Raw genomic sequence first — 23896 nt, 5'->3', positions numbered from 1 at the left:
GACAATATCCTCTTCCATTGTTTGGGTAGGAACTTCAATGATACAGGATATCTGTTCTTGATGTTTTTTATTGTCCAAAAAATTTTGAGACAGTGGCTAACTTGATTCTAAAATGCGCGATATAAGGTTGATATGCATCGGCAATCAACTGATCGACATAATCATTATCGTTACCATATTTTGGCGCGTCATTGAGCAACATCTGGCGAATTTGTTCACCGTCAGCACCGGCAAAGTCGTTTTTGAGGGCTTCCCACAGCTGTTCGGGAGTAAGCTTTTTTCTTCGAAGACTAATTTTTTAATTGCTGCCAGTGAGTCTGCTAAGTTAGCGATTCCGACTTGTAAACCGGAAATGAAATCGTAAACAGCTCCGCCTTCTTTGATCGTTTTGCCGCGACCAATACAATCATCTGTTAACGTCGAACACAAGATATCGGGATATCCCTCCTCCAAGACCATGTCGCAGGTATTCTCGATAATGACACTCTGTCTGGTGATCTCTCGCAGTGACTTGTCCCATGCGGCCATCAATTGATCGTAACTGGTCATTTCCGAAAAGTGGCCATAGTCAGGTAAAAGCTGTTTGCCGGATTCAGGATCAACCCCACCATGCATGACAATCAGAAGTGTCCGAGGGAAATTAACAAAGCTCATTCCGGTGCAACGATAGCCCCATTTTCCGGGGATGGCAGTTTCCACGCAGCCAATGGCAGAATAGTTATACGCATCTTCTTTTTTAATGCCGCGGGCGATGAAGGAAGGGATAATGATTTCATCGTTGTTGAAAGCCGGCATTCCAAGGCCTTGCTTCACGACTTGCACGCAGGCCAGCATAAAATCGTCAGATAAATTCTTGTGATAACGGACGGTTAGGTTTGGCTGAGGGAGATGCGCTTGAGCGATTGCTTGAAGGATCAAATAGGACATTGGGTTAACAGCATCTTGTCCGTCTTGGTCTGGCCACCGATTGTAATGTTTTGGTATAGCGGTGAGCCGGCTGAAAACTCTGTGTGCGCCCATGATCGAACCTTGTTGATCGTCAAAGTCTTCAAAGCGAGGTTTGTCAACAGTTCGACCGCCTGATCTGACGTTATTCGCCCGGCTTTGATGTCAGCTTCATAGAAAGGATCCAAGTATTGGTCGCCGCGGCCGTATGAAACAGAGTGACCATTGGATTCGATTTGGAGGATCAGGTGGATTAACCAAACCGATTGAACAGCTTCCCGAAAAGTTGTTGCCGGTTCGTAAGGAACTTTTTGTAAAATCGTGGCGATCTTTTCGAGGTTGGCTTTTTCGTTTGGATCAGCCGTTTTGCTGGCCATTTTTGTTGCGAGGTCAACGTAACGCTGAGCAAAGCGCCGCACTGCGTTAATCACGATCAGGCTGGCCTGATAGAAATAAAGTTTCTTTTGTTGGTCATAGTCAGTCAGGTCAAGGTCAGCCATCGCCGTCTGAACCCGAGACTCGTACCACTTCAAGCCTTTGTTGATTAATGTGGTGTAGTCTACTGCGATATGACCGTCACCGGAAGTGATGTTGCCGTCAGCGCCGATAATCCCTAAGTCGTAGAAAAGACGGCTTTTAGGAGGGAAGGCGGCTAATCCGCGATCCTCCAACGTATTGTTTTGCCAGTATGGCGCAATTTCGCGGAGTTTCTTTTTACTGTCTTCAGTGATGTAGAAAACGTCACCTGGACGTTTTTCGAAGGTATCTAGTTCGTCAATAACCCAATTCATCGAATATTCAGGGAAGACTGGAGCCCAACGATTTTTTTGTGCTTGATTGCCGACGATCAAAGTTTCAGGCTCAATAAAAATCGTCATCTTGTCGAGAATATGTGCGAGTAACTTGGCTCGTAAAACATCCACTTGTTCATTTTGGTGCGCTTTGTAAGCCTCTGTCGCCAATACGGCACGTTCTGGATCGACATATGGTTTTGCATTGATAATCTTGTTACGTAAATTGTTCATACGTGGTGTTAACTTGCCGAATTCACCTTGTGTGATGGGCGTGAATTTCGTAGTTTTATTTTGTACGACAGCATCCATAATGGTTCGACCTCCTTGAAATAAGCATTTCATGGCAATAATCGGTTTCGTCTAACTGATTACAAACAAAATGTAACATTGCTTCATTCGTAAATCAATCAGCAAGCATCATGTTGCTCGTGATTGCACAAATGTGCTTGGCCAAAATTTTTGAACTTGTTGGCCTTTCCCGGAGCTAAGCCAAAAAGACCGATCCTTAGCTAAATAACAATGAAACACTTCTATAAAATCTAAACAAACGTGTTTTACCACAATTCATAATTGTTGCGTTCGTAAGTGAATATGCTAACGTATGAATTGAGGAGGTGCTGATTATGTCCAATGAACTAGGACTAGTATTCAATATTCAGAAGTTTAGCCTCAATGATGGTCCGGGCATTAGAACGGTCGTGTTCTTTAAAGGTTGTCCATTGCGTTGTAAGTGGTGTTCAAACCCTGAATCACAATCGGGGAAACCGGAACCTATGTACGATGAATCGAAGCAACGCAATGTGACAGTCGGGCGATGGTATACCGTTGATGATGTGATGAAAATCATTGTTCAGGATATGGATTTTTATGAAGAATCCGGTGGGGGTGTCACGCTTTCCGGTGGTGAGATTCTTTTTCAGCCTACTTTTGTCACGGCATTAGCAAAGGCGTGCCACAATGCCAGCATTAATGTTGCGTGCGAAACAACTGGCTATGCTAATCCAAAAGTGTTCACGGATCTGGCTCAGTACATTGACTTGATGTATTACGACTGTAAGCAATGGGATTCTGACAAGCATCGAGCAGGGACAAATGCGCGCAATGAACTTATTTTGAAAAATTTGCAAACGGCGATGCAGATGCAAAAACTGACTGTACGTGTTCGCATACCAGTTATTCCCGGCTTTAATTATAGTGATGATGATGCGAGGCATTTTGGCGAACTATTCAATCGTATTCATGTCCCAGAAGTGGAGTTGTTGCCGTTTCACCAATTTGGTCTCAAGAAGTACGAAGACTTGCATCGAGAGTATGCCTTGAAGGATGTTAAGCAGCTTCAGACAAGCGACCTCGAAAGCTTTCAAGAAATCTTGCAACAAGCGGGGATAAAAGCAACTATTAACGGTTGGTAATTTTCGTGGAATGGCACACAGACGCACGAAATAATCAGTATTTAGACGTTCAAGCGCTGGTCAGTGTGAGATGTTCATATATTATGTTAACGGATCACACTTGATGAAACTTGAGCTAGATTATCGTAAAGACAACAGAAACTATATGAGGTAGAAAAATGGAATTTCTTTTAGACACGATTCACATTGCTGATATTGAAAAATACGCTAAGATCATTTCTTTAGCTGGGGTGACATCCAATCCAACGATCGTGAAGAAAGAAGGCAAGGTCAACTTTTTCGATCATATGCGCCAGATTCGTTCCATTATTGGTCGCGATCAGTCTCTTCATGTTCAGGCTGTTGGCCAAACCACAGATGCGATTGTTAAGGATGCCTTTGCAATCGTTTCTAACATTGATGAAGATGTTTTTGTCAAAGTACCGACGAATGAGGCAGGACTTGCTGCGATCAAGATTCTGAAGCAAAATGATATTCATGTGACTGCAACCGCGATCTACGGTGAATTCCAAGGCCGCCTTGCGATCGAAGCCGGGTCAGATTATCTGGCGCCTTATTATAACCGGATGATCAATATGGGTATTGATGCCAAACAGGTCATTAAACATCTTGCGGATCAAATTGCGCTTCAGCATGCGCCTACTAAGATCCTGGCTGCCAGCTTTCACACCGTTGGACAAGTAAATGACGCTTTCCAAGCTGGTGCTCAGGCAGCAACCATGGGTGTCGATATTTTGCGCTCTGCCTTACAAAACCCTGCTATTAGTAATGCCGTTCTTGACTTTACCAAAGACTGGGAGAGCGTTTATGGTGTCGGCACTAACATCGCGACACTTGCTGACAAAGTTCTTGATCACTGATAACTTATATGCAAAGAGTTTAAAAAGGCCGCAAAAAACAGCTGCGGTCAATACAATCCAAACATACCTCGACAACGAACTTCTTGACGCAGGCAGGTTGCTCCTGTATAGTAGTTGATGTTGAGAAAAAGCAGAAGTTCCCGCTTCTCGCCCACGTCTTTAGACCTCTAGGCTCATTAGTTCGGTATTTAATGAACAGCGGGGGTCTTTGCGGCCACGCTGTTTTTGTTTTTTCTCTGAAATTCACACGGAGGTGAACAACCATAGCAAGAGATCTGATAGTCAATGACAGTATTCGCGCACGTGAAGTTCGATTGATCTCCCAGACCGGTGAACAGCTCGGCGTTAAGAGTACGCGTGACGCCTTGGCCATTGCCGAGGATGCAAACTTAGATGTTGTCTTAGTATCGCCTAATGCCAAGCCACCGGTTGCCCGCATCATGGACTACGGGAAATTCCGATTCGAGCTGCAGAAGAAAGAGCGCGATGCTCGGAAGAAACAAAAGACTGTCACCATTAAGGAAATCCGCTTGAGCCCGACCATTGGTGAAGCAGATTTCAATACCCGGCTTAAGAACGCGACGAAGTTCCTGAAAAAAGGGGACAAGGTCAAAGTGAGCGTTCGATTCCGTGGTCGAGCAATTACGCATAAGGATCTTGGTCGTAAGGTTCTTGAGCAAATGGCGGATGCCGTTAAGGAAATTGCTAGTGTTGAAACCCATCCAAAGATGGATGGTCGCAGCATGTTCTTAATGCTTGCACCGCGAGCCGATAAATAGTCATCGGCTAATGTTACAAAGGCGTGCACGGCTTTAAGTAGTCGTGCGCGCATTGATGTTTAGAGGAGGAAAAAGACATGCCAAAATTCAAGACCCACCGCGCTTCCGCAAAGCGTTTTAAGAAAACCGCATCAGGTGCCCTTAAGCGCGGTCACGCATACACGTCACACCGTTTCCACGGCAAGACGAAGAAGCAGCGTCGTCAATTGCGTAAGTCAGCATTGGTATCCCACTCAGATATGAAGCGGATCCGCCAGATGCTCAGCCAGATGAAATAATAAGCTATCGGATTTGATTTGAGGAGGAATTCTAATGCCACGTGTTAAAGGTGGAACAGTTACTCGTAAGCGTCGTAAGAAGGTACTGAAACTCGCTAAGGGTTATCGTGGTGCCAAGCATTTACTGTTTAAGGCAGCAAGTGCCCAGGTCATGGTTTCGTATCGCTATGCATTCCGCGATCGCCGCGCCAAGAAGCGTGATTTTCGGCGTCTTTGGATTGCCCGGATTAACGCAGCTGCACGTATGAACGACATTTCATACAGCAAGTTGATGCACGGTCTGAAACTCGCCAATGTTGACATGAACCGTAAGATGCTCGCTGATCTTGCTGTCAGCGACCCAGACGGCTTCAAGGCTTTGGCGGATACCGCTAAAAAAGCTTTGGCTTAATTAGCATGTAACCTGTTGACTGGCGTAGGTTCTAGTTGCGTCAGTTTACGCTTACATATAAAAAGACACGTCATTCCATTCGCTTTGAATGAAATGGCGTGTTTTTTATATGAGTCATATACAAGCTTGCTTGGTTAATGATATTGTCGCACCCCAAACGGTTGATAATTAGCGATGAACGTGCTGATTTCCTGCAGATCAGATGAAAACAACAGGTTGTCAAATGCATCCTGGTCGAAGAACCCTTGATCTACGGCCGTTTGGTACATCTGATGCAGCGGCTCGTAATAACCGTCTTGAGTGAACAAAACAGTAGGACTGGCGTTTAATCCGATCCGGGAAAAAGAAATGGCTTCCGTAATTTCTTCTAACGTTCCGGGACCGCCGGGTAAGGCGATATCGACATCGGCCAATTCGATCATTCGGGCCTTACGGGTGCCCATATCCGCGACAACTTCCAAATCCGTCAGGTCGGGCATGGCCAGTCCGCGATCTGCTAACACCTGAGGTATGACGCCAATGACTTGACCGCCATGTTGAAGCGTACTGCCAGCAACCGCACCCATTAAGCCCAGTTTGCCGCCGCCATAAACCAAAGTATCACCACGCTCGGCAATCCAGGCACCAACCTGTGTAGCTGCCTGAAGAAATTCATCATTAACGCCATGATTGGCACCGCAATAGATTGCAATTTTCATATCTTTCCGCCTTTCCGTGCATGTTGTTATCATACGGCGAGAAAAGGCGGGTCGCAAGCTATTTTCCATGGTGTTACAGGTGATTAACCTCTTTGCGAATCGGGTGGATGATATGCCGACCCTGCATGACGACTAACTTGCCTAACGCGTGATGCGTTTCCAGCATTTCATGGCCTGCAATCATACCGTCAACATTAAATGGAAAAGCCTGGGCGACGCGAACCTGTAGTCCCCATTTTTGTGCGACATCCGTGAGATAGGCAAAGCCATCATGCACCGAGTAGTCCTTCGACGGATTTAACTGCAAATGGGTCACGTCTGGTTTGCTGCTGAGATCAACATCGGCATAAGCCGTTGTGACATACTGACCGTTTGGCTTAACAAGTTTTAATGCAGCGCCATGATCGGCAGCACCAAACACGGCATTGACCACAGCATCGGCTGCATCTTCCGGCAAATCGTCGGTGTAGCCGAAGATTTGATCGGCGCCTAATTGCCGCAGATACTCACGATGCTGCTCACCAGCCACGGCGATGACGTGCAACTTTTCAAACTTGGCAATTTGCACCAAGTTGGCACCGACGCCACCACTGGCACCGACAACGCCCAGCGTTTCTCCAGGTTTGAGATTCAACATATAGTGAAGAATGTTAAAAGCCGCCAAGCCGACTTGCGGTAACGCCGCGGCATCCAAAAAGCTTAGCGCAGTCGGCTTTTTGTAAACTTTAGAGGTCGAGGCCGTCACAAATTCACTATAACCGCCGATTGGACGATAATTCAAAACGACATCGCCTACCGCAAAGTCGGTGACGCCTTCACCTAGCTTGGTAATGCGGCCAACCACATCCGTTCCCGGTACCACGGGAAACTTAACTTTCCGAAACGCTGCCTGCTCACCGCGGCGTAGAGAAGCGTCATAAGGGTTCAAGCCAAAACCCAGAACCTGCAACTGCACTTGTCCGGCTTTTGGCTCCGGAACCGGTGCTTCAATACTTTTAAAAACACTTGGTTTGCCATATTCCTCAAACCCAAAACGTTGCATAGGATTCACCTCCGTTGCCAATCCTGCAGTCGACCACTATTCGCCAACCAGGATTTGGCATCTGCCAATTCAGCTTCATTCAAATTGTGGCTTTGCCCGTGTCGGAAAATCGTCACGTCTGCCCCTTGCTCTTTGAGATAGGTGGTCAATACCTTAAAGTTCTGAGCCGGCACGATTGGATCCTGATCGCCATGAGACATCCAGACTTTGACATCACTTAGATCTTGCTGGGAATCAACCGTTGAAAGTGCCATCGGGTGGAAAAAGATGCCGGTGTGAAAAGTATCACGCCGCGTCAATAATGCGCGCGCAGCAACGTTGGCACCGTTTGAATAGCCAACGACCACAAACCGGTTATAGTCAATATTGAATTTCTGGCAAAGCTCGTTTAAAACCGAAAAAAGCCAAGTGGTTTCCTGCTCAAGGTTGGCTAAATCAAAGCCGCCGTTTTCCGAATGCCGGAAATAACGATTCATCCCTTGTTCCTGAATGCGTCCGCGAATCGATAGCATGGGACTATTAGGCGACAGGTATTTACCAATCGGCAGCAAATCATTTTCATTGCCGCCTTGGCCGTGTAGCAATAACAAAGGGGAGACGGTGGGGTCACCTTTTACAAAAGTATAATTGACGTTTTCTTCTGCCATAACTACCTCCATAAATTAACGACCGCGCCAATCGGTTTTGACTGGTGTGAGCTGTTTTTCGATTTCATCGCGTTTGCTTTCCAGGAATGGCGGCAACTCAAGGTGGATGCCGGCTTCATCATAAGTTTCGTCTTGTAAGAAGCCTGGTCCGGTTGTGGCGATTTCGAAAAGAATTTGCGGTGCTGCCCGGAAATACTCGGACTTAAAGTAGAAGCGGTCGACATAGCCGGATTGCGGCAGGCGATATTGCTTGATACGATCAATCCACATGCCTACTGTCTCGCGAGTGTCAGTTGAAAAGGCCGCGTGATGAATGTTACCAAAGCCTCCAACGGCAATTGGCAGATCTTCGCGGTGTTCCAAAATGACCTGTGCTCCGTGACCGCCTTCGCCAACTTCGTATAGGGACCAGTTACCGTCTTCGGCGATCTTGGTATAACCCATAATTTCTGTTAGCACATATTGCATGTGGCCGAGATTGAAAATCGTAACCGTGACCGGCCCAAGACCGGTGATGGCAAATTCTTCCGGAACATCATTGTGTTTCCAAGGGGTGCCATCTGCGACTCCATGATTGTGTTCATCGGAGATAAGCTGAAATTGCTGCGTAAATTGCTGATCATCCTGATCGTGGAAATTAATGATTTTGGCATCAAACTGGGTGCTGATGCCATCGTTTGCGACCCCTTTTTCCGCAAATCGCTTGAGCCAGTAATCTAAGGCAGCATCACTTGGTACCCGGAAGCTGGCCCGTGAAATCATATTCGTGCCTTTTTTGCCTTTTTCCTGATTAGGAAACGTGAAGAAGGTCATGTCGGTGCCGGCAGTGCCTTGGTCATCGGTAAAATAGAAATGATAGGTGTCTAAAGCATCCTGATTCACCGTTTTCTTGATCAGGTGCAGACCTAAAGTTTTGCTCATGAAATCAAAAATGGCTTGAGGATCACTTGCCATGGCGGTGACGTGGTTCATGCCGAGTAACGGATGTTCAATCATGGAAATCCACTCCTTTGGTTTTGAAATAACTTTCAATGGTCGCCCGCCGCGCTTCAAACTTCGGCGGCAGGCCCAGTTTCTCACCTAAATGCTCAAGCGGCTCGTCTAATGTAAAGCCCGGCGACTGGGTTGCAAATTCAATGCGGTTGTCAGCCGGATCACGAACATAAAGGCTTTTAAACCAGCCGCGATCAGCAAACTCTTCGACTTCATAACCATGTTGTGCGGCAATGGTCCCTAGCCGCGGCAACGCTTCTTCATGATCGACGGTCAAGGCAAAATGATCCATGCTGCCACGGCCAAACCGTTTAATATCGTCAGTCAGGCTCGGTTTTAGTGTCAAAGTGTTGCCCGCTGCCAGCTTAAACTGTCCATGCTCGGCTGTTTGGCCTAGCATCGCTTCGAAGAAATCCTCCTCAGCCTCGTGGTTAGCAACGGGGATGTCAACATTGATGAGGCCGGTGATCTGTCGGTTGCCGGGGATGTCGTTAGGAACCGTTAAATGATCTGGCAAAGTCTTCTGGAAGGCAATCAGCCGAACCGGCGTATCAGAAGGATCAACCAACGTCAGGCGGTCCGCGGCTTCAGAAATCACACAGCCGGCTTGCTGCAGCCGTTCAAACCAAAAAGGCAAAGAATCGCCGGGGATCGCCAAATCGATCCCGCCTAATTGATTGCGCCCGTCATAACGGTGGCCAAGTCGATCAATGACGAAAAAAGTCACGACGCTGCCAGGCGTTCCCTGATAATCACCGAAAAACAGATGCCGGACGTGAATATTTTCCTGATTAACCGTATTTTTTACCAACCGCAAGCCCAAAACATTTGTATAAAAATGAATAGTTGCGGTTGCGTCGCCAGTTAAAAGCGAGACATGATGCAAACGGGTCATGGTGTTGCCTCCTATTTTGAAACACTTACTAAAAATAAGTATAACAGGCTTAATAACGGAATGCGAGCGTTTGATTTCAAATTAATCGTACCCTGTTTGCAACAATAAGGCGATTATTTCGTCTTTTTGAAATAGCGCTTTCATTGCGGACGCGTCGTAGGTATTAGGCAAACGCCCTCGCGCTTAGGCATCTTTTCCGCTATAATATAAGGATATGAACAACCGGAGAGGGGAAAAGATTTGTGGCAGTTTTTGAGCCGACTTGGCTGGTAACGAATATCTTCAGTCTGACGCCTGCCAGTCTGAAACAGCAAGGCATTAAAGCGGTGTTGACGGATCTTGATAATACGTTGATGGCTTGGGATCATCCGGAAGGTACGGCTAAACTGACTCGCTGGCTTTCAGATCTGAAAAAAGGCGGCATTCAAGTGGTGGTCGTCTCAAATAACAACGCTAATCGTATCCACAAGGCAATGGCCAAGCTTCAAGTCGCGTATGTGGCGCGAGCATTGAAGCCGTTGCCGGTGGGGATTACCAAAGCACGTAAGGAATTAGACTTGAAACGTTCGGAAGTGGTGATGGTCGGGGATCAGCTCTTGACTGATATTTGGGCTGGCAACCTTGCCGGCGTGCGCACGATTCTAACGCAACCACTGGTGGAAAGTGATGCGTGGAACACGCGGATCAATCGGTTTTTTGAAGGCTTCGTTTTTAAAGCACTTGCGAAAAAACGGCAGCTGAATTATCAGGAGGATATTCATGGACACCATCAAAAATGATGAAGAGCGCCGCTGCATAGGCTGTGGCGCTATTTTACAGACAACAGATCCAAAACAACCCGGATACTTGCCTGCTGCTACTTTAGCTAAAGCTAACACTGAAGACGATATTTATTGTCAACGGTGTTTTCGGTTGCGGCATTATAATGAAATCACACCGGTCACATTGACAGATGACGACTTTTTACGTTTGTTGAACGCAATTGGTGAGAGCAACGCGCTAATTGTGAATGTGATTGATATTTTTGATTTTAATGGCAGCGTGATTCCCGGATTACACCGGTTTGTCGGCGATAATCCGGTCATTTTGGTGGGCAATAAAGCCGATGTTCTGCCTAGGTCGCTGAATCCGAACAGGTTAAAAAATTGGTTGCAGCAGCAAGCCAAAGCACAGGGGTTACGCCCGGTTGCGACGATGCTGGCCAGTGCCAAAAAAGGGTTTGGCGTTGACGACTTATTAAACGCAATCGAAAAATATCGAGAGCATCGCGATGTCTACGTTGTTGGCGTGACAAATACCGGAAAATCGACTTTAATCAACCGAATTATCAAGGAATTAACGGGTGTTGAGAACCTGATTACCACTTCGCGTTTTCCAGGCACAACGCTGGATCGGATTATGATTCCGCTAGATGACGGCCAGTCGCTGATTGATACACCAGGTATTATTCATCGGCATCAGATGGCACATTTTGTGGGACCTAAGGATTTAAAACTGGTATCCCCGACATCGGTGATCAAGCCGGCCACCTATCAGTTAAATGAAGGACAGACGATTTTTCTTGGTGGATTGGCGCGATTCGACTATCTTCGCGGCGGCCGTCAGTCGTTCGTAATCTACACGGATAATCAATTGCCGTTGCACCGCACCAAGTTAGCTAACGCTGATGATTTTTACCAAAGACATGTTGGCGGCCTGCTTGCGCCACCGCAAGCCGATGAAGTGGCTCAGTTTCCGCCACTGGTACGGTTTGAGTTCACCCCAAAGGAAAAGTCGGATCTCGTTTTTGCCGGACTTGGCTGGATTACCGTACCGGCCGGTGTCACGATCGCAGGCTATGCGCCTAAAGGTGTGGATGTTCTATTGCGAAAAGCATTTATTTAAGTTTGATTGCGATCGCAACGATGTGGCTAACCGCAGTTGAGTCAAAGTTGACGAAAGTGCCATCAGAGGAGTTGTTTTAAAAATATGTTAACTGGTAAACAGAAACGCTATTTACGGAGCCTGGCGATGACGACCAAACCGTTGATTCAAGTTGGAAAAAATGGGCTTGGTGATGCGTTTATCGCTGGGGTCAAAGATGCGTTGGAAACGCGAGAACTGGTGAAAATCAGTTTGTTGCCAACCGCCGATGATACCCCGCGGGAAGTTGCTGACACTTTACAGGCCGCGATTACCGGCTTGGAAGTGGCCCAGATTATCGGCCGCACGGTGATTGTCTACAAAGAAGCAGCCAAAACCGAGCATCGCCGAATTAGTCTTGAAGTGAACGCACGGTAGGGATTGCGATGGAAAAGACGCAGAGTGTCACCTTAACTCAGCCAGTCATCTCAGTGGCGATGCGCGAACAGATTCTGGGCGTGCATCGCCGCAAGCAGGTGGGCCTGTTTGGCGGAACCTTTAATCCAATTCACAACGGCCATTTAATTATGGCGGAGGCAGCGGGCACCGAACTCGGCTTGGAAAAAGTTTACTTTATGCCGGATAATCAGCCGCCACATGTTGATACTAAAACAGCTATCTCGGCACGGCACCGGGTGAACATGGTACAATTGGCCATTGCTGATAATCCGCTTTTTGGATTGGAAGGAATCGAAATACGCCGAGGCGGTATTAGTTATACCTATCAAACCATGCAGGCGTTGCGACGGCTACATCCGGACACTGACTATTATTTCATCATCGGCGCTGACATGGTCGATTATTTACCCAAGTGGGCTCATATTGATGAACTGGTCAAACTTGTGACTTTCGTGGGCGTTAAACGCCGCGGTTATACACCGGCCAGTCGCTATCCGATTTTATGGGTCGATGCCCCGCTAATCGATATCAGTTCGACCGCGGTGCGTGAACGGGTGCAAAATGGACGCAGCCTGCGTTATTTGGTACCAGATCCAGTTATTGACTATATTCAAAAAGAGGGATTATATCGTGAATGAACATCAGTACCCTGACAGCTTGACACACGGCTTAAGCCGCCAAGAAATCTTAAATCGCTTACGCAATCGCCTGGACGAACCGCGTTACGAGCATTGCCTGCGCGTGGAACAAACGGCCATTGAACTGGCTAAGCGATTTGATCAAGATGTTGATCGTGCCGGTTTGGCCGGTTTGCTGCACGATTATGGCAAAGAAATCCCGGTCGAAACCTACAAACGGGTGATTGTCGAAGATGGCTTTGATCCCAGTTTGTTGCAATATGGCCGAGGCGTCTGGCACGGGGTTGTCGGCGTTCATTTTATCCAAACCGAAGTCGGCATTACGGATAAGCAGGTCTTGACTGCGATTGTCCGGCATACAACCGGGGATCCGGAAATGACGCCATTAGATGAATGTATCTTTGTCGGCGATTTTATTGAGCCGCAACGGGCTTTGCCTGTCGAAGCCAAGGCGCGCAAGGCTGCTGAAACGAATCTGGAAGAGGCCAGCCGCATCGAACTGGAAAATACGTTGATGTACCTGATCGGCGCGCGCAAGTTGGTCTTTCCTAAAACACTGTTAACTTATAACGCATTTTTATCAAAGGAGTAGTTTATGGTCGACGCAAAAACAATGTTGGAAATTGCTGTTAAAGCGGGCGATTCAAAGCGGGCCGAGGATATTGTCGCTTTGGATATGCGCGGTGTGAGCTTATTGGCGGATTATTTTGTCATTATGAGCGGCACTTCGGATCGTCAGGTACAGGCGATTGTGGATGAAATCGAAGAAAAAGAAGAAGCTGCCGGTGTCGATATTCGCCGAATCGAAGGCCAAAAAGGTTCGAAATGGATGCTCATTGACTTGAATGACGTGGTTGTCCATGTCTTTATGCCGGAAGAGCGGCAATTCTATAACCTTGAGAAATTGTGGCAAAGCGCCCCGCTTGTCAACGTGGATCAGTGGGTCGAGGCATGATCTACACCACATTTGCCGAAGTTTATGACAAATTGATGGATCAGTCACTGTATTTACGATGGCGGGATTACGTTAAACGGCGGGTAGCGCCAGTCAATCAGCCTTTGTTGGAGTTGGCAGGCGGTTCGGGCTTTCTCGCCGTGTTGTTGGCACAGTCAGGCTATCAAGTCACCGATCTCGATCTGTCAGACGACATGTTGACACTGGCCGAAGAAAAAGCACTTGCTGCTGATGTTGATTTAACGCTGATCCAAGGTAACATGCGGGATTTACATGACTTGCCGAAGTTCCCCGTGGTCACCTGCTTTGATGATTCCATTTGCTATATGCCCGATCTTGATGCAGTTAAGCAAGTCTTCGCCCAGGTGGCGGCATTGCTACCTTCAGGCGGAGATTTTCTTTTTGATGCCCATTCGCTTTACCAGATGGATCACGTTTTTCCGGGCTATATGTACAATTATCAAAGCGATGACTTCGCTTTTTTATGGAACAGTTTTGTCGGTGAAAAACCGCATAGTATCGAACACGATCTGACGTTTTTCATTTATGACGAGGACTTAGATGCTTACAAGCCGCTAACCGAAACCCACAAGGAGCGCACTTATCCGCTGGAAGATTATCTGGCGGCGCTGCAGGCGACCGGCTTTGAAAAGGTTGAAGTCACGGCTGATTTTGGGACGCAACCGGTTTCGGCCAAGAGTACCCGCTGGTTCTTTCACGCCAAGAAGCGGTAGGCAAAAACGAATTATGATTTGACTGACGAAGGCGATTCTGGAGGTGCGTATGCAAGCTGTTGGCATGATTGCGGAATTTAATCCGTTTCACTCAGGCCATGCTTTTGCATTGGCTAAAGCGCGAAATTTAACGCACGCAGATGTCGTCGTGGTGGTCATGTCAGGCAATTATGTGCAACGTGGGGAACCGGCGATTTTTGATAAGTGGGTACGTGCAGAGGCGGCACTGACTCATGGCGCCGATATCGTGCTTGAATTACCGGTGACCGGTGCCGTTCAAGCGGCCGATCAATTCGCGCAAGCCGGTGTGTCAGCCTTAGCAGCATTGCATGTACCGGCACTGGCATTTGGTACCGAACACCCTGAGTTAGATTATTTAGATCTTGCCCGGCAATTGGCGTCGACTGATATCACGGACCCGGGTTTTGCCGATTATACGCAGACTTACGCGACCCAGCTGAATGCTGCCTATGCGAAGGTGGCGGGGATTACGCAGACGGACCCAAACTTTATGTTGGGCTTGAGCTATGCCAAGGCGGTTTTGGCATTACAGGTGCCGATGCAGCTTTACCCTTTCGGCCGACAGGGTGTTGGGCATGATGACCAGAAGATCAAAGCCAATCTTGCCAGTGCGTCGGCGGTGCGACAACACTTGCGGGAAGGGGAGCCCATCACAGATATTGTGCCAGCAGATTTGATTTCGGTTTATGCTGAGCAACCGCAATATGGCTGGTCGCAATTTTTCCCGTGGTTAAAATATCGCCTGCAAACGGCTGATTTAGCTGAGTTGCGGCAAGTGGCGACGATGGCAGAGGGGTTGGAATATCGGTTCACCCAGCAGATTGATGATGCTCATGATATGACCGAATTTTTACACCGGGTTAAGTCAAAGCGCTATACGTATGCCCGATTACGCCGGCTCGCCTTAGCCATCACACTCAATATGACAACCGCTGCTGTTGCGAAAGCCCGGCGCCTGCCACAACTGCATGTCCTTGGTTTTACACCGACTGGCCGGCAATATCTGCGCACTGTCAAACACCACCTAGCTTACCCCTTGCTCACACGTGTCAGTGCTGATATGCTTGCACCGGATGGGGTCTTAGCCATGACCCACCGTGCCGATCGATTAATCACAGCCATTGGCGGCGTCGAACAGAATTATGGTCGACCGCCACTCATGTGAGGCGTATGAATCGATTTTTATCCGAAGGTCCTGGGCTTTCGAATGTATTTTTAAGGAGGAGATCGCCATGTTGAAATGGACCATTCAGGAATTAATGAAACATGATGAGCAACCGTTACACTTCAGTACCACGTTAGATGTCAAGGATGATCTGCAGGATCGCGATCCGGAGATTCTTGATGTGAGTCCCATCCAGGTGAGTGGGGATGTGTTGTATGATCGCGGCGATTTTCTGGTCAGCGTCAATCTGACCGGGACGCTCGTGGTACCTTCCACCCGCAGTCTGAAACCGGTGACGATGCCGCAGAATTTTACCTTCAGCGAAATCTATTTAACCGATGAAGGCCATGCGGATCAGTATGAAGACGGCGAAATCCTGATGCCGCTCGAAGAATCCGAACTGAACCTTTTGCCGGCAGTCGAAGATCACCTGTTGCTCAGCATCCCAATGCAGGTGCTCACACCGGAAGAAGCAGCCACCGGTGATATGCCTGCTGGAGATGAATGGGAAGTGCTCGCCGAAGATGAATACAAGAAGCGGACAGAAGAGAAAAAGAAGGCAGATAATCCCTTTGCAAAGTTGAAGGGGATGTTCCCGGATCAGGATGAATCGTGATGGGTACGCTTGTTGCTAAAAAGCGCCAGGCAAACCTGCATGATAAAATATGAACAGATACTAGGTTCTAATCATGAATTAAGCAGTGCTCACTGGCATAAGTCGGGCACTGCTTTTTTTATTTGCCTGGTCACTCAGTCTGAACTTGGCGAACTTGAAAATAATACATTTTACCTGCCTGCGAAGGCTTCTGAAGACTGTTAAATCAAGGCTGTTTCTGCTAACATGAATGGAGTAAATGTTGAAATTAATGAGGAGGTTTCCGTAATGGATAAACCACAAATCGGCGTTGTCGGTATGGCTGTGATGGGTAAGAATCTTGCCTTGAACATTGAAAGCCGCGGCAACACCGTTGCAATCTACAATCGAACCGGAAGTAAAACCAAGGCGGTTGTTGACGAGCATCCAGATAAGAAGTTGGTACCAAGTTATAAGATCGAGGACTTTGCTGCTTCGCTCGAAAAGCCGCGCCGCATTATCATGATGGTTAAGGCTGGCGCCGGAACCGATGCGGTCATTAAAGAATTGTTACCGTTGCTTGATAAAGGTGACGTTTTAATTGATGGCGGGAATACTTTCTTTGAAGATACCATGCGCCGGAGTGCCGAATTGGACAAATCCGGCATTAACTTCATCGGCATGGGCGTTTCCGGTGGCGAGTTGGGTGCGCTGCATGGTCCTTCCCTCATGCCGGGCGGTCAAAAAGAAGCCTACGATCTGGTCGCGCCAATTCTTGAAGCCATTTCCGCAAAAGCTGACGATGGCGCACCATGTGTCACTTACATTGGGCCAAATGGTGCTGGCCATTATGTCAAAATGGTGCATAACGGCATCGAATACGGCGATATGGAGCTCATCGCCGAAAGCTATAACTTAATGCGCAACCTGCTTGACTTGGATGTTAAAGAAATTGCCGACATTTTCAGTGACTGGAATAAAGGTGAGCTGGATTCCTACCTCATTGACATTACAGCCGACATTTTAACTCGCAAGGATGATCTCGGCAGCGACAAGCCGATTGTTGACGTGATTCTGGATCGTGCCCGCAACAAAGGCACAGGTAAGTGGTCATCTCAATCAGCGCTTGAATTAGGCGTTCCTCAGAGTGTGATCACTGAATCTGTGTATGCCCGTTACATCAGTGCCATGAAGCAGGAACGGGTAGCAGCAAGCAAAGTTTTGCCAAAGCCGGTTGCTAACGTTTCGGTCGACAAAAAAGAAGCCATCGAAATGATTCGCAAGGCTCTGTACTTCAGCAAGCTGATGTCATATGCTCAAGGCTTTGAACAAATGCGCTTCGCCTCAGAAAAATACGACTGGAATCTTCAATATGGCGAACTGGCAAAGATCTGGCGTGCCGGCTGCATCATCCGTGCCCGCTTCTTGCAAAACATCACGGATGCTTACAACAAAAAGCCAGATTTGCAAAACCTCTTGTTAGACGATTACTTCCTGAATATCGCCAAGAATTATCAGGAAAGTGTCCGTGATCTGGTTGGTCTCGCCGTTAAAGCCGGTGTGCCGGTTCCTGGTTTCTCCGCAGCGATCAGCTACTACGACTCTTATCGTTCGCCAGTGCTGCCAGCTAACCTGACCCAGGCACAGCGTGATTACTTCGGTGCCCACACTTACGAACGAACCGATCGCGATGGCATTTTCCACTATAGTTGGTACCACGAAGCTTAAAATTTTAATGACCAATTGATCGAGTCAATCCGTAAACATGCCGGATTGGCTCTTTTTGGGTTAAAGGCGGAGCTAAGTATGTACGTTGATGACTTAATGGTAATTGGCGATAGACCACTTATGAAAATAAAATTAGAGAAGTGCTGGGCCAGTGGGTAACTCGGTTAAGTATGAGCGTGGACCTGTTTATGAGAATCTATCCGGATTGAAAAATGAGAAACCCACCGAACGAACTTTTTTCAACAGCGATTGTGCCCATCATTGCGCGTCTTATAGCCAAAATGAGAAAACTGTGCTAAACTAGCTTAGCATCGTTTTTTAATGAGAAATCACGAATAAAGTTGCGTTGCATGCGTGATGCCACTAAGAAAGCATAAGGAGACCCTGATGAGTAAAATACTGATTATTGAAGACGAAAAAAATCTTGCTCGGTTTGTCGAGCTGGAATTAAAACACGAAGGCTACGAAACGGAAGTCCATTTCAATGGCCGCACCGGACTTGAGGCGGCGCTGGCTGAAGACTGGGATGCCATCCTGCTTGACTTGATGTTGCCAGAGTTGAATGGCCTTGAAGTCTGCCGGCGGGTACGACAGGTCAAAAATACGCCGATTATCATGATGACGGCCCGTGATTCTGTGATTGATCGCGTTAGTGGCTTGGACCACGGCGCCGATGATTACATTGTCAAGCCGTTTGCCATCGAAGAATTGTTGGCGCGGTTACGCGCGTTGTTACGCCGAATTAGTATCGAAGGCGAAAACAACACTGCTAAACAAACCATGATCAAATATCGCGACCTTGTGATCGAGAAGGAAAACCGGGTTGTTCGCCGCGGTGATGACATTATCGAACTGACCAAGCGTGAGTATGAATTGCTTCTGACTTTGATGGAGAACGTCAACGTGGTCTTGGCTCGTGATGTCTTGCTTTCCAAAGTCTGGGGTTACAACTCCGATGTTGAAACGAATGTTGTCGATGTATACGTCCGCTATATTCGTAATAAAATTGATCGGCCGGGTGAACCAAGTTATATTCAGACGGTTCGGGGAACCGGCTATGTCATGCGTTCGTAATGGCGATTAAACAGACAAGTACCGGGCAAAAGAAGAAAAGTCCCCGCATCTCGTTAAAGGTCAAATGGGCCGTAACGGTTGGTGTCGGGATTTTTGTCACTTTTGTCACTTTTTCGATGATCCTATACGGCGCGATGCGACAGATTCTGTTGAATCAGGAGCGCCGAACCGTCACGGACACGCTTAGTACCGTTGTCCAACGACTTTCCCCAGTCAGTGGCGATTTGACCATTGCCCAGGTTGTTCCGCGGTTGGAAGGTACAACGGCGTCGGATCAACCTTCGTTACCGGCACCGAGTGAATCACGTGAGCGGATTTTTTCTGATTCGGTGATTCAAAAGTTGGCGCAGGCCGATGTGAGTGTTTCGGTTTTCTCGCGCGATCGCACGAATATTTTTCAGTCGCGGGATACGCCCATCACGTTAGGCAAGGTTCATGGCGCCGAGGTACAGGAGAGCCATATTGGTGATTTTAACGGTCTGGTAGGCACTGCACCAATTTATTCGGCCACGACGTCTGACCTAATTGGTTATGTACAAGTGACGAATAAACTAACGGCGTTCCATGCGACGATGCACGAAATCACGTTACTCATCGTGGGCTTAAGTTTTGCGGCGGTATTGATTTCGATTTTGATTGGTTATATTTTGGCAACGCGCTTCTTGAAACCAATTAAATTAATCACGAATGCTATTGATGTCGTAAATGAGGAGCCGGAGAGTACCGTCCGAATACCGGCGCTCAAACGTAATGATGAACTTGGTGATCTAGTGCTTGAGTTTAATGGCATGTTAGATCGCATTCAGCGTTACATTGATCAGCAAAGTGAATTTGTGCAGGATGTCTCGCATGAGCTGCGGACGCCGGTTGCTATTTTGGAAGGCCACCTGCAGCTGTTGAACCGGTGGGGCAAGGATGATCCTGAGGTCTTAGATGAGTCCTTGAAGGCATCGTTGCAGGAAATCACCCGTATGAAGAGCCTGATTCAGGAAATGTTGGATTTGACTCGTGCTGATCAGGTAGATGTCCAGTTTCCCAATGCCGTGGTCGATGTGCATAAAACCGTTCAGCAGGTTGTCGCTGATTTTCGGATGATCCATCCCGACTTCACATTTACTTTGGATGATGATCTTGAGAAGACGACGTTTGTTCGCATGTATCGTAATCATTTGGAGCAGGTCATGATTATTTTGATGGACAATGCGGTCAAATATTCGACTAACCGGAAAGAGATTCATGTGTCAATGGCGCAAAACAGTGGCAATGGTGTTGCTTTGGCCGTGCAGGACTTTGGCGAAGGCATTGCCGAAAAGGATCGACGCCGTGTGTTCAATCGCTTCTACCGCGTTGACAAGGCTCGTAGTCGGGAAAAAGGCGGCAATGGGCTCGGTTTGTCGATCGCACAGCAGTTAATTGAAAGCTACCATGGACAAATTGAAGTCGATTCAGCCCTCGGGCACGGCTCTATTTTCCGAATCGACTTGCCGACCATTACCGAAGCAAAAGCGAAGGCGCTTAAGGCTTAGGAAGAAGCCAAACAAGCGGCTGCGCCAAACAGCGATACCACGATTAAAAGTAATTTGTGACTTCCAAGTTAACTGAAAGCTGTTAACGATTCTCACGCAAAATCGGCTGTAGAGACAAAATTTGTCTTTGCAGCCGATTTTATTGTCTTACGGTCAAAAAGTTTAAGTGGCCTTCGGTGCCCTAGTGATTGACAGCACCTTCCACGTCTGGGTTCCGTTAACACGTAATGAAAGCGGCTATCGTGATCACCTCGTATCAAAAAAAGCCGCCCGCGAAAACGGACGACTAAGAAATTGACAGGTTTATTTGCGTGGTCGTTGCTGCTTACCGGCATTGCGCTTACGTAATTTGTTATGGTCGATGGCATCAGGATCTGCCGGCTGGTGACTGCTGCCTGTCGCACCAGCAGTCGCAGTGACTTTACCCCAGTCATCAAAGGTATGTTCGTTAACGACGATGACTGGTGGATTTTCTTCCATTTCTTCATCGAGCCGCTTGCGAATGTTAGGCGTTACGATGTAAGTCACAATCGCTTGCTGGATGATGAGGATAATGCCGCCAGCACCAAAATAGAGACCCAAGCCGGCATTGTACATCATACAAAAAATAAACGTCATGATCGGGTTCAAAAAGGCCGTTGTCTGCATTGCTTTTCGCTGTTCCGGCGGCACGCCCTGCAACATGATCAAGCTGACCACAATATACGGCAAGGTGGCTAAAATCGTGACAATGAAATTGGAGTGGCCTAGTTGAATACCAAAGAAGGTTGCCCGCGAGATTTCCGGTGAGTACGCAATGGCTTGGTAAAGACCTGAGAAAATCGGCAACTGAATGAGCATCGGCAAACAGCCCATGGATGGAATCATGCTCGTGCCATTGGCGGAATAAATTTTCCGCATGTAGTTATTGGCAGCTAGTTGTTGCTCCGGGGTTTTGGCTTTTTTGGTCGCTTCTTGGACAATTTTCAGTTGTGGCTGGAGGATCTTTTGCTTTTCCTGATAAGCCGTCATGGTCCGTTGTTGCCGTAACATGAGCGGTAACACGATCAAGCGGACCAGTAAGGTGATCACGATAATCGCAATCCCGTAGCTGCTGGTCGTGCCGACAAACCCGGCAATCCACTCCATCAAGTGCTGAAGTGGCAGCCCAATGACTTTATAAAAAGTGCCAAAGAATGGATCCGTTGGTGGTTTAAGCGTGGCCCCTTGTTTCGTGGTTGGAGCACACGCGGCTAATAGTAAGGGCAATAAGCCCACAATTCCTAGTGTAAATACTTTTTTCGACTTGTGCATGAATAATTTCCCTTCAAAATGTCATCGGGTTTAACTATACTGTATGGGCTGAACGGATTCAACCGGTGACGCGAAAACCATGGAAGTCTGGAATGTTTTCCAAGGGCTTCTCTTCATAAGTCGAAACGTTAGCATAAGGATTAGGACCTGCCTTAACCTGGGCGACAAACTTTGCCAGATTAAGCGGTTCGCCGGCTGCCTGAATAAAAACAGAGCCGTCAGAGCGGTTTTCGATGGTGCCGCTAATGTTCAGATTATCCGCAATCATCTTCGTGGCCCAGCGGAAACCGACGCCTTGCACCCGGCCACGGACGACGATTTGTTTTGCGAGTTTGACCAAAAAGACACTTCCTTTCTTACTATCACGCGCTCCTAGTATCAGAAGGCTTCTAGGTGCACTCATGTTGTGAGAAAACTGCCTGTGAAAAAGCATTAAAGTCCTTATCCGCGCTTTCTCCACAGTCCATACTAGTGTAGCATAAGGCTTATGAGCGCGGCGACAATGGACTAAAGTTTGATTTTTAAAAATGAACTTGTTGGCAACTGTAAACATCGCCGAACATTGGCGCCAGAAGGAGAATTTTATGGAATATATTTCATCACCTAAGAACGACAGAATCAAGACCGCTAAAAAATTAACCGTTAAGAAACACCAAAAAGATACCGGACGTTACTTATTGGAAGGGCGTCATTTGGTTCAGGAGGCGCTGGCGAGTGGTCAGACACCTTACGATATTTATGCAACCGAAAAATATTTGGATGACCGCGCGCTCAAGCCGTTTTATGACAAAATCACCCAGATTTCGGAATCAGTCGCGGAACATCTCAGTGACACCGAGACACCGCAAGGCATTTTTGCGGTTATGCCGCGGCAGGCTGAACAATTACCTGATCCTTTGAGCGGGCAATTTTTGTTGTTAGACGCGATTCAGGATCCCGGCAATGTCGGAACTTTAGTACGTACGGCAGATGCTGCCGGCATCAAGACCGTGATTTTCGGGCAGGGAACGGCAGATGCTTTTGGCCCAAAAGTCTTGCGGGCTATGCAGGGAAGTCAGTTCCACGTCCACATCGTCACTGCCAAGCTGATGCCGATTATCAAAGCACTGCAACGGGCCGGCATTCCGGTTTATGGGTCGGAACTCAATGAGAAGGCCAAGAGTTATCGCAAGATTCAGCCAAGTGCGCAATTCGGGTTGATTGTCGGCAACGAAGGTAACGGTATGGATCCTGTTCTTTTAAAGCAAACCGATACAAATTTATATATTCCCATTCGCGGACAGGCAGAATCGTTGAATGTTGCGGTCGCAGCAGCGATCATGATGTTTCATCTAGTTGGGGATTAAGAATCTATTATGAAGGTGCCTTTTAGGTGTGGAAGCTGTTATACTATAAGTGTGTTCATCAAACCACAAAAGGAGCAGATGCCTTGAGCAAAAAACGCGATTGGCAATCGGATGCTGAGTATGTTGGGTATGTGGCTGATTTATTGGCCAAGCCTGAGGTTCAGCGACTGGCAGAACACCCGCAACATCATTATTCTAACCGATTGGAGCACTCGATCAGTGTTTCCTATCAGAGCTATCTGATCGGGAAACGGCTGCATCTGAATGTTCGTGCGATCGCCCGAGCAGGCTTGTTGCACGATCTGTTTTACTATGATTGGCGCAAGACCAAGTTTGACTTGGGGACGCATGCCTTTATCCATCCTCGGATTGCTTTACGGAACGCTGAGAAGCTGACCGAATTGTCACCGATGGAAAAAGACATCATCATCAAGCACATGTGGGGCGCAACAGTTGGCTTGCCTAAATACAAGGAAAGTTTTGTTGTTTCCCTAGTCGATGATTATGCTGCGATGGATGAGGTCGTCGTACCATGGATGCACAAGCTCCGGCATCCGATCCACACCCACTTAAAGGCTTTAAATTAGGATCGTGATATGACAGTGGTAGTTGCCACCGTCCACACGAGAACCGCGGATATTTATCTGCGGTTCTTTCTGTTTTGAAAGGTTCTGACATAATTCAAGTTCACAATATAAAAACAAACATTCATAAACTTGGATCATGTTCACTCTTTGTTTTCGCAAAGTAATTCGGGAGAGTTATTGAGACATTAGTGCCAAAGCGGAGCAATCGCAGGCCAGATGG

General features: G+C 47.5%; 26 protein-coding genes and 1 pseudogene. 19 read left to right on the top strand and 8 right to left on the bottom strand.

The annotated features are described in order from the left end of the window. Positions 1-118 precede the first annotated feature (118 nt). A pseudogene (locus LBCZ_RS08095) lies at positions 119-2048 on the bottom strand (formate C-acetyltransferase/glycerol dehydratase family glycyl radical enzyme); the annotation flags it as partial. 314 nt (positions 2049-2362) lie between these two features. Here LBCZ_RS08095 and LBCZ_RS08090 point away from each other — a divergent pair. The 5 genes from LBCZ_RS08090 (at position 2363) to rplT (ending at position 5459) form a co-directional block, all read left to right on the top strand. Further along, positions 2363-3151 (top strand): glycyl-radical enzyme activating protein, encoded by a 789-nt coding sequence (locus tag LBCZ_RS08090; RefSeq protein WP_025013358.1) that lies wholly within the window; start codon positions 2363-2365, stop codon positions 3149-3151. 158 nt (positions 3152-3309) lie between these two features. Further along, a complete protein-coding gene (locus LBCZ_RS08085) occupies positions 3310-4011 on the top strand; it encodes a fructose-6-phosphate aldolase (protein WP_025013359.1) in 702 nt (233 codons plus the stop codon). A 263-nt stretch (positions 4012-4274) separates the two neighbouring features. Further along, positions 4275-4790 (top strand): translation initiation factor IF-3, encoded by a 516-nt coding sequence (gene infC, locus LBCZ_RS08080; protein ID WP_216593547.1) that lies wholly within the window; start codon positions 4275-4277, stop codon positions 4788-4790. Between the two features lie 77 nt (positions 4791-4867). Beyond that, positions 4868-5068 (top strand): 50S ribosomal protein L35, encoded by a 201-nt coding sequence (gene rpmI, locus LBCZ_RS08075; RefSeq protein ID WP_003565872.1) that lies wholly within the window; start codon positions 4868-4870, stop codon positions 5066-5068. 34 nt (positions 5069-5102) lie between these two features. Beyond that, entirely contained in the window at positions 5103-5459 is a 357-nt protein-coding gene (rplT, locus tag LBCZ_RS08070) for a 50S ribosomal protein L20 (RefSeq protein ID WP_025013361.1), read from the top strand. A gap of 134 nt (positions 5460-5593) precedes the next feature. Here the strand turns inward: rplT and LBCZ_RS08065 are convergent, their stop codons facing one another. From LBCZ_RS08065 to LBCZ_RS08045, 5 genes are all read right to left on the bottom strand, one after another. After that, a complete protein-coding gene (locus LBCZ_RS08065) occupies positions 5594-6157 on the bottom strand; it encodes an LOG family protein (RefSeq protein ID WP_025013362.1) in 564 nt (187 codons plus the stop codon). Between the two features lie 73 nt (positions 6158-6230). Then, a complete protein-coding gene (locus LBCZ_RS08060) occupies positions 6231-7199 on the bottom strand; it encodes an NADP-dependent oxidoreductase (protein WP_025013363.1) in 969 nt (322 codons plus the stop codon). Between the two features lie 5 nt (positions 7200-7204). After that, entirely contained in the window at positions 7205-7846 is a 642-nt protein-coding gene (locus LBCZ_RS08055; protein WP_025013364.1) for an alpha/beta hydrolase, read from the bottom strand. Between the two features lie 15 nt (positions 7847-7861). Next, positions 7862-8842 carry a ring-cleaving dioxygenase gene (locus LBCZ_RS08050; RefSeq protein ID WP_032958873.1) on the bottom strand — a complete coding sequence of 327 codons (981 nt, stop codon included), beginning with the start codon at positions 8840-8842 and terminating at the stop codon, positions 7862-7864. Beyond that, on the bottom strand, positions 8835-9734 hold the full coding sequence (locus LBCZ_RS08045) for a VOC family protein (protein ID WP_025013366.1): 900 nt from the start codon (positions 9732-9734) through the stop codon (positions 8835-8837). Before LBCZ_RS08045 ends, LBCZ_RS08050 begins: the two co-directional genes overlap by 8 nt. Positions 9735-9976: 242 nt before the next feature. Between LBCZ_RS08045 and LBCZ_RS08040 the strand changes: the two genes are divergently transcribed. The 12 genes from LBCZ_RS08040 (at position 9977) to LBCZ_RS07985 (ending at position 20450) form a co-directional block, all read left to right on the top strand. Continuing rightward, complete coding sequence (locus LBCZ_RS08040; protein WP_025013367.1) at positions 9977-10513, top strand: YqeG family HAD IIIA-type phosphatase; 537 nt, start codon at positions 9977-9979, stop codon at positions 10511-10513. Further along, complete coding sequence (gene yqeH, locus LBCZ_RS08035) at positions 10494-11618, top strand: ribosome biogenesis GTPase YqeH (RefSeq protein ID WP_025013368.1); 1125 nt, start codon at positions 10494-10496, stop codon at positions 11616-11618. The genes LBCZ_RS08040 and yqeH overlap by 20 nt, the downstream gene beginning before the upstream one ends. Before the next feature lie 84 nt (positions 11619-11702). Further along, positions 11703-12014 carry a YhbY family RNA-binding protein gene (locus LBCZ_RS08030; RefSeq protein ID WP_025013369.1) on the top strand — a complete coding sequence of 104 codons (312 nt, stop codon included), beginning with the start codon at positions 11703-11705 and terminating at the stop codon, positions 12012-12014. Positions 12015-12022: 8 nt separating this feature from the next. Then, positions 12023-12673 carry a nicotinate-nucleotide adenylyltransferase gene (locus tag LBCZ_RS08025; RefSeq protein ID WP_025013370.1) on the top strand — a complete coding sequence of 217 codons (651 nt, stop codon included), beginning with the start codon at positions 12023-12025 and terminating at the stop codon, positions 12671-12673. Then, on the top strand, positions 12666-13265 hold the full coding sequence (gene yqeK / locus LBCZ_RS08020) for a bis(5'-nucleosyl)-tetraphosphatase (symmetrical) YqeK (protein WP_025013371.1): 600 nt from the start codon (positions 12666-12668) through the stop codon (positions 13263-13265). Before LBCZ_RS08025 ends, yqeK begins: the two co-directional genes overlap by 8 nt. A gap of 3 nt (positions 13266-13268) precedes the next feature. Beyond that, complete coding sequence (gene rsfS, locus LBCZ_RS08015; RefSeq protein ID WP_010487900.1) at positions 13269-13628, top strand: ribosome silencing factor; 360 nt, start codon at positions 13269-13271, stop codon at positions 13626-13628. Beyond that, positions 13625-14362, top strand: coding sequence for a class I SAM-dependent DNA methyltransferase (locus LBCZ_RS08010; RefSeq protein ID WP_039639121.1), 738 nt, complete (start codon positions 13625-13627; stop codon positions 14360-14362). The genes rsfS and LBCZ_RS08010 overlap by 4 nt, the downstream gene beginning before the upstream one ends. A 49-nt stretch (positions 14363-14411) precedes the next feature. Next, entirely contained in the window at positions 14412-15548 is a 1137-nt protein-coding gene (locus LBCZ_RS08005) for a nucleotidyltransferase (RefSeq protein ID WP_039639119.1), read from the top strand. A 67-nt stretch (positions 15549-15615) separates the two neighbouring features. Beyond that, the gene (locus LBCZ_RS08000; protein WP_025013372.1) at positions 15616-16164 is read left to right on the top strand and encodes a YceD family protein; all 549 of its coding nucleotides are present in this window, start codon (positions 15616-15618) and stop codon (positions 16162-16164) included. A 267-nt stretch (positions 16165-16431) separates the two neighbouring features. Beyond that, on the top strand, positions 16432-17850 hold the full coding sequence (gene gndA, locus LBCZ_RS07995) for an NADP-dependent phosphogluconate dehydrogenase (protein ID WP_039639117.1): 1419 nt from the start codon (positions 16432-16434) through the stop codon (positions 17848-17850). A 387-nt stretch (positions 17851-18237) separates the two neighbouring features. Continuing rightward, complete coding sequence (locus LBCZ_RS07990) at positions 18238-18924, top strand: response regulator transcription factor (RefSeq protein WP_025013373.1); 687 nt, start codon at positions 18238-18240, stop codon at positions 18922-18924. Further along, positions 18924-20450, top strand: coding sequence for a HAMP domain-containing sensor histidine kinase (locus LBCZ_RS07985; RefSeq protein ID WP_052253345.1), 1527 nt, complete (start codon positions 18924-18926; stop codon positions 20448-20450). The genes LBCZ_RS07990 and LBCZ_RS07985 overlap by 1 nt, the downstream gene beginning before the upstream one ends. A gap of 303 nt (positions 20451-20753) precedes the next feature. Here LBCZ_RS07985 and yidC read toward each other — a convergent pair whose 3' ends face one another. Together yidC and LBCZ_RS07975 are read right to left on the bottom strand one after the other, a co-directional pair. After that, on the bottom strand, positions 20754-21743 hold the full coding sequence (gene yidC, locus LBCZ_RS07980; protein WP_039639115.1) for a membrane protein insertase YidC: 990 nt from the start codon (positions 21741-21743) through the stop codon (positions 20754-20756). Positions 21744-21801: 58 nt separating this feature from the next. Further along, the gene (locus tag LBCZ_RS07975) at positions 21802-22083 is read right to left on the bottom strand and encodes an acylphosphatase (protein WP_025013374.1); all 282 of its coding nucleotides are present in this window, start codon (positions 22081-22083) and stop codon (positions 21802-21804) included. A gap of 244 nt (positions 22084-22327) precedes the next feature. On the opposite strand from LBCZ_RS07975, the gene LBCZ_RS07970 reads away from it, so the two are divergent. Continuing rightward, positions 22328-23089, top strand: coding sequence for a TrmH family RNA methyltransferase (locus tag LBCZ_RS07970; RefSeq protein WP_025013375.1), 762 nt, complete (start codon positions 22328-22330; stop codon positions 23087-23089). 83 nt (positions 23090-23172) lie between these two features. Next, a complete protein-coding gene (locus LBCZ_RS07965) occupies positions 23173-23676 on the top strand; it encodes an HD domain-containing protein (protein ID WP_005684434.1) in 504 nt (167 codons plus the stop codon). The last annotated feature ends 220 nt before the right edge of the window (positions 23677-23896 follow it).

The organism is Lacticaseibacillus casei DSM 20011 = JCM 1134 = ATCC 393, from assembly GCF_000829055.1.
In the GTDB taxonomy this organism is placed as follows: Bacteria; Bacillota; Bacilli; order Lactobacillales; family Lactobacillaceae; genus Lacticaseibacillus; species Lacticaseibacillus casei.
This window is presented reverse-complemented; position numbering and strand designations above follow the sequence as displayed.

Coding starts and splice junctions, on each gene's coding strand:
- LBCZ_RS08090 (WP_025013358.1), top strand. CDS start 2,363: ATGTCCAATGAACTAGGACTAGTATTCAATATTCAGAAGTTTAGCCTC.
- LBCZ_RS08085 (WP_025013359.1), top strand. CDS start 3,310: ATGGAATTTCTTTTAGACACGATTCACATTGCTGATATTGAAAAATAC.
- rpmI (WP_003565872.1), top strand. CDS start 4,868: ATGCCAAAATTCAAGACCCACCGCGCTTCCGCAAAGCGTTTTAAGAAA.
- rplT (WP_025013361.1), top strand. CDS start 5,103: ATGCCACGTGTTAAAGGTGGAACAGTTACTCGTAAGCGTCGTAAGAAG.
- LBCZ_RS08065 (WP_025013362.1), bottom strand. CDS start 6,157: ATGAAAATTGCAATCTATTGCGGTGCCAATCATGGCGTTAATGATGAA.
- LBCZ_RS08060 (WP_025013363.1), bottom strand. CDS start 7,199: ATGCAACGTTTTGGGTTTGAGGAATATGGCAAACCAAGTGTTTTTAAA.
- LBCZ_RS08055 (WP_025013364.1), bottom strand. CDS start 7,846: ATGGCAGAAGAAAACGTCAATTATACTTTTGTAAAAGGTGACCCCACC.
- LBCZ_RS08050 (WP_032958873.1), bottom strand. CDS start 8,842: ATGATTGAACATCCGTTACTCGGCATGAACCACGTCACCGCCATGGCA.
- LBCZ_RS08045 (WP_025013366.1), bottom strand. CDS start 9,734: ATGACCCGTTTGCATCATGTCTCGCTTTTAACTGGCGACGCAACCGCA.
- yqeH (WP_025013368.1), top strand. CDS start 10,494: ATGGACACCATCAAAAATGATGAAGAGCGCCGCTGCATAGGCTGTGGC.
- LBCZ_RS08030 (WP_025013369.1), top strand. CDS start 11,703: ATGTTAACTGGTAAACAGAAACGCTATTTACGGAGCCTGGCGATGACG.
- LBCZ_RS08025 (WP_025013370.1), top strand. CDS start 12,023: ATGGAAAAGACGCAGAGTGTCACCTTAACTCAGCCAGTCATCTCAGTG.
- rsfS (WP_010487900.1), top strand. CDS start 13,269: ATGGTCGACGCAAAAACAATGTTGGAAATTGCTGTTAAAGCGGGCGAT.
- LBCZ_RS08010 (WP_039639121.1), top strand. CDS start 13,625: ATGATCTACACCACATTTGCCGAAGTTTATGACAAATTGATGGATCAG.
- LBCZ_RS08005 (WP_039639119.1), top strand. CDS start 14,412: ATGCAAGCTGTTGGCATGATTGCGGAATTTAATCCGTTTCACTCAGGC.
- LBCZ_RS08000 (WP_025013372.1), top strand. CDS start 15,616: ATGTTGAAATGGACCATTCAGGAATTAATGAAACATGATGAGCAACCG.
- gndA (WP_039639117.1), top strand. CDS start 16,432: ATGGATAAACCACAAATCGGCGTTGTCGGTATGGCTGTGATGGGTAAG.
- LBCZ_RS07990 (WP_025013373.1), top strand. CDS start 18,238: ATGAGTAAAATACTGATTATTGAAGACGAAAAAAATCTTGCTCGGTTT.
- LBCZ_RS07985 (WP_052253345.1), top strand. CDS start 18,924: ATGGCGATTAAACAGACAAGTACCGGGCAAAAGAAGAAAAGTCCCCGC.
- yidC (WP_039639115.1), bottom strand. CDS start 21,743: ATGCACAAGTCGAAAAAAGTATTTACACTAGGAATTGTGGGCTTATTG.
- LBCZ_RS07970 (WP_025013375.1), top strand. CDS start 22,328: ATGGAATATATTTCATCACCTAAGAACGACAGAATCAAGACCGCTAAA.